The following is an 8,459-nucleotide window of genomic DNA, read 5'->3' as shown; positions in this document are numbered from 1 at the left end:
GTGCTCACCAGACTAAGCGGGGTTGGCTGCCAGACCTGACACCAAGGCCACTGGCACGTTGCCACCCAAAAGACCGAAGCCTTTGCCATTAACGCTCGGCTTTGCGGCGCGCCGGAGCGCAGCGTAGGCGTGTCCGACAACAGCCGTTGGTTATGCTTTACCGGCCGAAGTTCACCGTCAAAATTAGCGCTTTGCCTATCTCCGCGATAGCGTCATTTCTTTTTGAGAAAGACGCCTCAGTTTCCGTAAGGTATAAAGCCACTATGATAGGCTGGCGCTCCGGTGGCCAAATTATGGCTGTTATAGATCGCGACCCGAAACCTCCAGCCCCAGTTCGATCTGCAACAATCCAACCTTCAGGTACAACAGCCCTAAAAAGTCCATCTGCAACCTGGTTTCTCTCAAGCCAGTCCCGTAGTTGATCTCTAGACTTTACAGATAATGCGTCGCCTAACAGCAAACTCTGAAGATTCTTCACCATCGCATTTGGAGTTGTGGTATCTCTTTGGTCGCTTGGTGCAGCCTCATTGAGTTCTGTTTCCCACCGATCAAGGCGTGTTACACCATCCCCCAACCCCCTGGCGAACGATGTAACTTGTGCCGGGCCGCCCAGAACTCGCAAAATTAAGTTTGCAGCTGTATTGTCGCTCATTGTCAGAGCGGCCTCACAAAGATCCGAAAGGGTCAAGGCTTGACCGCCAGCGTATTTCTCCGTGACAGGGGAGTAGGTAACGAGATCTGACTCTGAAAAACTCACCTTTCTGTCGAGATTCTCCTGTCCCGCATCGACCCGTTGAAGCAGGGCGGCACAAGCAAGCGTTTTAAACGTGCTGGACATCGCAAATCGCTGGTCGGCGTGATATTCCCAGTGCTGATCAGACTCCACATCATAAGCACTAAAACCCACCCGAGCGCCTAGCTCGTCAGCAATTCGCTCTACCGTTTTGATAAGGGAGTTATCATCATCAGCAGGTGCAATTGATGGAAATATCGCAATAAAAAACACTACAAAAAAATTTAAAACTGTTTTCATCAAACCAATTCTCATAAATCATTCAGAACCCGTGCCTAGAGCTGCATAACAGCTTATTAGTTTGCTTTCTTATTAAACCGCAACACCATCACCCAGTCCAATACTGCTTCACAACCTGAATAACCTCGATTTTTCAGATCATTACCCCTCCATCTCAGGGGGCTTTTGAGCTTTTGGTTCTGTGAAAAGTGTGCACGCGGGATATTTATGCACGTTTTTGCACGTTAAATCCAGTGGGTCGAATTTTTCCCATGCTGAAACAGATACCTACAGAGATGCATTGTGAAAAGTGAGCAGGGCCGTGCAAATTAAGCCGCAAGAATTTTGGTGTTTTTGGGTGTTTTTTATTATAACTGTACGTACATACAGCATTCAGCCACGGAGGGCGAGCGTGTCGAAATCACCGTTTCTACAATCGGTCCGCACAGAAATTAGGACAAAGCAGTACAGCTACCGAACCGAGAAGTCCTATCTTTACTGGGTTCGTCAGTTCATCCTTTTCAATGACAAGAAGCACCCAAAAGTCATGGGTAATCACGAAATTGAGCGTTTCCTGAATCACCTCGCCGTCAATCGGGGAGTCAGTCCGGGCACTCAAAATCAGGCGCTATGCGCGATTATTTTTGTCTACAAGCATGTGCTGAAGCGGGAGATTGAAAACCTACAGTACAAGATGACGAAAACGCCTCGACGCATGCCAACCGTTCTGAGTCCCGATGAAGTTGCTTCTATTCTTCAAAACATGGATGCAGAGTATTGGCTCATCACTGCGCTTCTTTATGGATGCGGTTTGAGAATCAACGAAGCTCTTTCGCTTCGCGTGAAAGACATCGACCTAAAAAGCCGCAGTTTGCTCGTATTCAACGGTAAGGGACGAAAAGATCGATACACACTGATTCCAGGCAATCTAAGAGAAAACATGGAGCGACAATTCGCCCATGTCAGGGCTGTACATGAGTCCGATCTGGCCGATGGATTCGGGCTTACGTCAGTGCCGGCCTCACTTCACAAGAAGTATGGACCGGCCATGAAGGACTTTGGTTGGCAGTACCTGTTCCCATCCGTAACAAGATGCGTTCATCCCATCGCTGGTTATGTGTGCCGCCACCATCTTCATCATTCATCGTACTCGCGGCGATTGAGGCAGGCCGTTCTGGCCACGGGAATCACCAAGCGTGTGACGGCTCATACCTTTCGGCATGCCTTTGCGACAGAGTTATTGAGATCGGGGAGCGATATCAGGACGGTCCAGGAAATTCTTGGGCATAGCGACATTCGAACGACAGAAATCTACACGCATGTCATTGGCGATCGACGTGCTGGAACCGTCAGCCCTTTTGATCGTTTGCCAAGTTCTTGATGGGGCGTTGCTTACCCGTTTAAGGGGCGTAAAGCCTGGAATTGGGAGTGCGGCGAATGTCCGCTTTTGTTTATGAGCTGATTTCGAGGTATTTGACGACCAGCGATGATCGTTTAAGATGAAGTTGCGGTACAGGGAGAGGTCCCGATGGCCGCGACCGGCGATGAGGGGGCGTGCCATTAATGGCTAACCCCCGAATCCCTCTCTTGCAGCAGCTCCCTCAAGAAACTCGCCCGCCTGGTGGCATTGCTTACCGATTTTACGATGGACGCAAAATCACTAGCCTGCCCGACAATATGTATCTCTGCCTCGGCACGGGTAATCGCCGTGTAAAGCCACGCACGGTCTGAGATACGCCCCGTCTGGACTGCCACGACGATTCTCGGGAACTGGCTCCCTTGAGCCTTGTGGAGCGTGATTCCGTAGCCAAGCTCCATGCAATCGAAGACTTCATCCGTAATTGAAATGGCTTCGCCGGTATCCAGTGTCACGACACCAAATGTTTCCTGGCCGTCCTGGGTGTCGCGCTCTGTTGAGGATAATACGCCAAGAGACCCATTCTGAATGCCTATGTTGTAGTTGTTCCTGGTGAAGAGGATCGGGTCGCCCACTCTGATATCGAGGAAGAATTCATCGCCATGCAATCTAAACTGCAAGCGCTCCCCATCGGGATTGATCAGCTTTTGGCACTCACGGTTCACCTCGCCAACTAGAGCCTTGGTGGCTCCAATGATCTGGGTGTTATAGGGTGACTCCGCATACAAGGATTTGCACTTATCGACCACCTTCTGCGGAGGCGTCTCGTGGAACGTGATTGCGCCAACCGATAACGAAGGAGGCATCTCGCCCCGGTTGATAGTGGTCGAGTATTCCGGGATACCCGTTGAGCCTTCTTGGCGTTTGACGATGTTCAGCTCAACCGTAGCGATTGCGCCGGATTCAACGATGTCTGAGAGAACTTTGCCACAGCCGATGGCTGGTAGCTGGTTCGGGTCGCCGGTCAGGATGATGCGTACCGAGGGATCGAGGTGCGTAACGATCCGATACATGGTCGGCAGGTCGATCATACTGGCTTCGTCGATGACCAGGAGATGCTGCGCCTGATCCAGTGACGGCGAGATCGGCTCTTCCCTCAGCAGGCGAGCAATCGTCATGGTGAAGAATCCGATGCTCTCGTGCAGCCGCATGGCTGCTCGCCCTGACAGAGCGACCGCATGAACCTTATAGCCCAGCGCAGCATAGGCTTTGAGCACGGTTCGAAGCACCGTGGTTTTACCCGTTCCGGCACCACCCGTGATGCAGGACACCGAATTCGTCAGGCTCGACTCGACCGCTTGGAGCTGCTGCTCGGTCAGGTCGTAGGGCAACTCCTGAACGGCCTCGGTGAGCGCCGTGAAGACGGGTTCATCTTCATCCTTGGTGGCGGCCAAGACCTTGAGCCGCTTCGCAACGACCGACTCCATTATGATTTGGGCGGTAGGATGGTAGGTGCCGGTCTCTGGCCGGAGAATGAACTGGCCGTTGCGATAACCGCTGGCGAACGCCTCTGCGACCAGGGCTTTATTGCCCAGAAGCTTGATCACCTCGGGCCTGAGCGCCTGATGGGAGGCGTAGGTGTGCCCCTTTTCTACCTCTTTTCGTATCGCGCTTTCTAAAGCAGCTGCGAGCCGCACCGGTGCTGATTTCTCCATACCCATCTGTTCAGCAATGGCATCGATATCGGGAAAAGACATCCCGAATCCGAGCAATGCGTAAGGATTGCTCTTGAGTATCTCAACGGTGCGATCATCGTGGTATTTCAGGATGCGTTGCTGAATGCTCAGCGGCACTCCCAGAGAGGCCAGCCAGTTAGCATGCGCAAGGTTTCTGTACTTGGCGTAGCCGTTGTAAAGCGCGGTTACCGAAACCTCGCTGAGAACCTTTCTGAGAAGGGCTCTGTGCTTAGTAATGTCGGACTGGAGCATGGGGTGCAGATCGCTGCCAAAAGCATCCCAGAGGGCTCGTGCTTTGGCCTCACCGATTCCGGTGAACTCCTTTTCATTGGCAATGAAGCGGATCAGCGCTTCGCCCGTCTCGGGCAGCGTGCACTCCATCTCAGCTGGGGCGTCATACAAATGCTGCTGAAGCTGATAATCACCTGCCTGAACGGTCTCCAGCGTCCTTACACCACACACCCGCCATTGCTGGCCAACGGACGGTTTAATAGGCAGGGACTGGTTTTCGCATCGGATGCTGACGATATATTTGCCCGAGTTGATTTTGTAACTGTCGACTTTAAGGGGAATGCCCGTGAAGATCGTGTATTTGTAGCCGTTATGCTGGCAACTGGTGACACGGAAATAATCCTCATGCATCGGGCGCGACTCCGAACTCAGTGAGGACTTCGGACAGTTCACCGTAACGTTTTAGCTTGGCTTCGAGGGTTGCCACTCGGGCCTTTAGCTCAATGTTTTCCTGCTCCAGCACAGAGAGCCTTCTCGATTCCATGGCTCTTTGGTTAACGCTAGGATCATAGCGCTTCGGTTCTGACTGCTGGGCCTGGGCGGTTTCGGTCAGTTCTGGCAGTACACCCCGATCACGCAGGCTTTGCTCCAGATTCTCCAGTGCCGTTTTAATGGCCGGATTCTGGCGCAACGCGCTCTTTCCGATGCCTATGGCTTTGGCCACTTCGCCACGGTTTAACTGGCCCCGAAAGACGATCTGCTTAAAGTCGTCATCCGTTTGGGTGGCCACCCAGCTCTGGAAGGCGCTCAGATTCTGACGTGCTCTTTCCTGACCATTACTCATCCATTTCCCCCAGGATCTTTTTGATCGCTGTTAGAAATCCGCGAGGTAGGATTTCCGTACCCAGCTCATCTTTCACTTGGCCCAATGCGTTCGCTTTGAATCCGAGTTTCTCCAGCCATTCCTGGGTGCAGACGGTTTGCAACGCCTTGATCTCGTTCTCCGAACAGATCCCCTTTAACGAGGGCAGCAGCTCCACACTGGCTTCAGACTGGGGCTCCACATAGGTCGTCGGTCGCTTATCAATCACGATCTCGGTTGTGCTCTTGAGCATGTTGGCTTCGCTTCTGTAGCGATCCCGCTCCCGAATGATTTGTCCGAACAGCGCACGCACCGCCGCGTCCTCAATGCGCTCCAGCAGTTGGTGGTCCTGGCTCATTCTCTTGGGTGGCCCTACCGGTGGTTTCTTCGTGGTGGTCTTTGCCTTGGCGGCCCACGCTTCGACCAGATCCCGATAATGCTTGTTTGAAGTGGCACGAATCGACTGATAGCCCACACCGCCATCTTCCTCGGATACGCGCCCAATGGCGGTGATGGAGAAGTCCCGAGCACCGGAGTCGAAGTAGGCGCTCAACGTTTCGTGGAGCTTATCCAGAGACGCCTTCGTCTTCGTGGTCTTGCCGTCTTTTAGGGTGTCCAGAATCGCATCAACATCAATGTTCATTCAGACACCTCCAAGGCTGGAATCCGTTTCAGAGCGCCTGAAGACAGCGTGATCGGGGTGATTTGTTTGACGGCCTCAAATCCCGATTTCAGCAGCCCATCATTCTCCAAGAACTCTTGCGCTTCGATGTAGTTTGTTGCGATTCGATAACCCTCCATCTTGTCCTCTGGGTCCGCGATCTTAGCCATCTTTCGCACGAGCGCATTACCCACGATCAACTGTGTGTTTTCGTCCATTTCCAGAAAGACGGGCTTGTACCCGGAGCGGGCCATCATACGACTCAAGGCGTTGGTGCGCTTGGCAATCGCAGGCGTCTTGCGCAGGTCATCGTGTAGGTCGGGATAGAATTCAGCGTCCTCGCAGAGCAAGGACAGGTGCAGCAATTCCGAGTCGGTTTCGATGAATTTCATGCTGACATTGAGATCTTCCGCAGACCCCACGGCGACCAGCTTTTGACGGTCATCGTCCTTAGTTCGCCCATTCTCGATCTGGACCACTTTGTTGATCAGATTGAAGAGGGCGATGTAGTCCTTGGCGTGCTCATCTGCCTCCACGCGCTGCCTTTCGTACCGGCGCTCCAGCAACTGAAGTTCGCTGTGCTTGAGGAACGGCTTACCGGTTTCCTCAGCGATGAACAGCTCATCCTTCAGGGCCTCTAATTGGCCTTCAATCTCGACGGCCAGTTCAGCCGCCTGATGCGCCTTGTAGCTGACCTGATTGAACTTGGAATTCAGCGCTGGCAGGTAGGTTGCATCGGTGATATGCCAGCGACAGCGGGGGCAGTTTTCAGGGCCATGGGGTACCGGGCCATAAACCCTTGAGTACGCATCTTCTGAATCTTTCATAAGGGGGCCGCCGTTCCAGCAGCCGCCAACGGTGGACAGTTCATCCGAACGCACGGAGTTGCCGCCGACCAGGCACAGACCGGTGGCCCGTTCCTCCCAGCCAATTGGATTTCGGTTTGCCAGCGCAGTTTCGACTGAGCTGTATGGATCACCGAGCGACGCCGTACGAAGCTGGATCTGCCTCATCTCTGCGTCCTGAAGAAAGTTCTTCAGGGACGCTTCCCCGCGCTCAACCAGAGCGGAGTCGGCCTCATTCATTTTCTCGGCCATCACTGAGGGCGTGATCTTGTTGTAGTAGATCGTCATTAACAGCCGGGTATGACCGGCCAGAAGCTTGGAGATCACCGGCAACGGCAGATCGGTGTCCATGGTGTAGCAGGTGATCAACGACACGCGGAGGCTGTGAAGTGGGTATTCCGTTGCCACCTTGCTCGCTTCTGGCCCCTCGTAGTCATCGCCGTAGTCTTTCACAAACCGCAGACGGTGCCCGTCTCTCATCCTCAGGCCCGACTGGAACAAATCTTCTTCCAGTTTCGACAACAAGCGATACCAAGGATTCGTGAAAGAGTTTTTGCTGATCGGGAGGGCGGAATTTCGGTCTCGAAACAAAAAGGCAAACTCGCCCATTTCGGCTAATTGCTTCTTGGATTTGGCTGCGCCAATATGGCTACGCTTAAGCTCTGTGCCACTGACCAGTCGGTTAATCGGGTTGTATTTTTCCTGCCAGTTGCGGAGCTTTTCCAGCCAATACAGCAGTTCTTCGTGCTGCCAGGGGATGGTGTAGCCGCGCTGAAGTTCGTCTTTGTTTTGATCGGCGGTTTTGTTGGTTGAGACGTACAGCCCGGTGGCATAGCTCTCCGTCATCGAGTCGTAAATGCGCTGGAAGACGCCTTTCTCATAGGGGCGCTTGGGTGCCCCATACTTGAAGGGGTGTTTGGTGTTTTCCACCCAATGACCGCGCTCGTAACGCCAGGTATCGCCTTCACCGGAGTCCAGAAACCGTACCTGCAAAGAACGAAGCGGCAGATGGAGTTTGGTAAATAGAAACATCGCCATCACAGGCGACCAGATCTCATGAACTTCAACGCTCTTACTGTTCTTGTTAATAATCCGTGTACGGGCAATGCAATCCGGATCATCGGGATCAATGACCTCCGGAGGCACTTTCATCCACGCCTGATTGCCAGACTGAAGGTGATTGATGGCCCACTGCCAGTCTCGGAAATGAAACCCGACCCATGGCGTTTTATTGCCGGAGTCATCGATTGGATAGGGGCAGAGGATGTGCCTGGTTTGCTGGATATAGCGATAGGCTAACGGGCTGTGGACGGTTTCGGTGTTTGCTGTGTTTTTCTTGATTTTATCGAACGGATTCAGGAACAGGGGCCGCTCGACGCCGTTATCATCCTCGACACTCAAATGGTGCTGAAGGATGTAGTCGCATAAATCGACCGTGAACGAAATGAAATTAAAGTTACGAGCAGTCGATCCACTGCTAACCAGAAAGGCCTCAAACTCTTCACTGGACACCTTGTGGCCGCTCGGATGGCCCTTGAACATTGCAGCCACGTCAGCGGCATACGGGGCTTTCGCGTTCAGGTAAAGAAGAAATTTTCTTATACTCTCCAAACGCTCACTAACGCCTATGTCTTGCATTTTTAGCCATTCAGCGGCGTATTGCTGCCATTGCAGCCAGTCGTGCCCCAGTTCCTCAGTCACCCACCCCAGCGTCAGATCCGTGGTGTAGCCTTTCCCTTTTAGTTTTTGGGTCAT

Annotated in this window: 6 protein-coding genes; 1 reads left to right on the top strand and 5 read right to left on the bottom strand. The window is 53.0% G+C overall.

Features of this window, described 5'->3' with window-relative positions; all coding sequences use genetic code 11:
- Window positions 1–157 precede the first annotated feature (157 nt).
- Window positions 158–1,042 (bottom strand): class A beta-lactamase, encoded by an 885-nt coding sequence (gene bla, locus BMZ63_RS05045; protein WP_373296682.1) that lies wholly within the window; start codon window positions 1,040–1,042, stop codon window positions 158–160.
- 382 nt (window positions 1,043–1,424) lie between these two features.
- On the opposite strand from bla, the gene BMZ63_RS05040 reads away from it, so the two are divergent.
- Window positions 1,425–2,393, top strand: coding sequence for an integron integrase (locus BMZ63_RS05040; RefSeq protein WP_008169685.1), 969 nt, complete (start codon window positions 1,425–1,427; stop codon window positions 2,391–2,393).
- 179 nt (window positions 2,394–2,572) lie between these two features.
- On the opposite strand, the gene BMZ63_RS05035 is transcribed toward BMZ63_RS05040, so the two are convergent.
- The 4 genes from BMZ63_RS05035 to gmtZ are packed head-to-tail and all read right to left on the bottom strand — an operon-like array spanning window position 2,573 to window position 8,459.
- Window positions 2,573–4,747, bottom strand: a complete 2,175-nt coding sequence (locus BMZ63_RS05035) for an AAA family ATPase (RefSeq protein ID WP_091702484.1) — start codon at window positions 4,745–4,747, stop codon at window positions 2,573–2,575.
- The gene (locus BMZ63_RS05030; protein ID WP_091702481.1) at window positions 4,740–5,180 is read right to left on the bottom strand and encodes a VPA1267 family protein; all 441 of its coding nucleotides are present in this window, start codon (window positions 5,178–5,180) and stop codon (window positions 4,740–4,742) included. The genes BMZ63_RS05035 and BMZ63_RS05030 overlap by 8 nt, the downstream gene beginning before the upstream one ends.
- Window positions 5,173–5,841 carry a gamma-mobile-trio protein GmtX gene (gene gmtX, locus BMZ63_RS05025; RefSeq protein ID WP_091702478.1) on the bottom strand — a complete coding sequence of 223 codons (669 nt, stop codon included), beginning with the start codon at window positions 5,839–5,841 and terminating at the stop codon, window positions 5,173–5,175. Before gmtX ends, BMZ63_RS05030 begins: the two co-directional genes overlap by 8 nt.
- A complete protein-coding gene (gmtZ, locus tag BMZ63_RS05020; RefSeq protein ID WP_091702475.1) occupies window positions 5,838–8,459 on the bottom strand; it encodes a gamma-mobile-trio integrase GmtZ in 2,622 nt (873 codons plus the stop codon). Before gmtZ ends, gmtX begins: the two co-directional genes overlap by 4 nt.

The organism is Marinobacter persicus (genome assembly GCF_900114155.1).
GTDB lineage: Bacteria > Pseudomonadota > Gammaproteobacteria > Pseudomonadales > Oleiphilaceae > Marinobacter > Marinobacter persicus.
The sequence above is the reverse complement of the archived record's forward strand: the minus strand, read 5'-3'. Positions and strand labels throughout refer to the sequence as shown.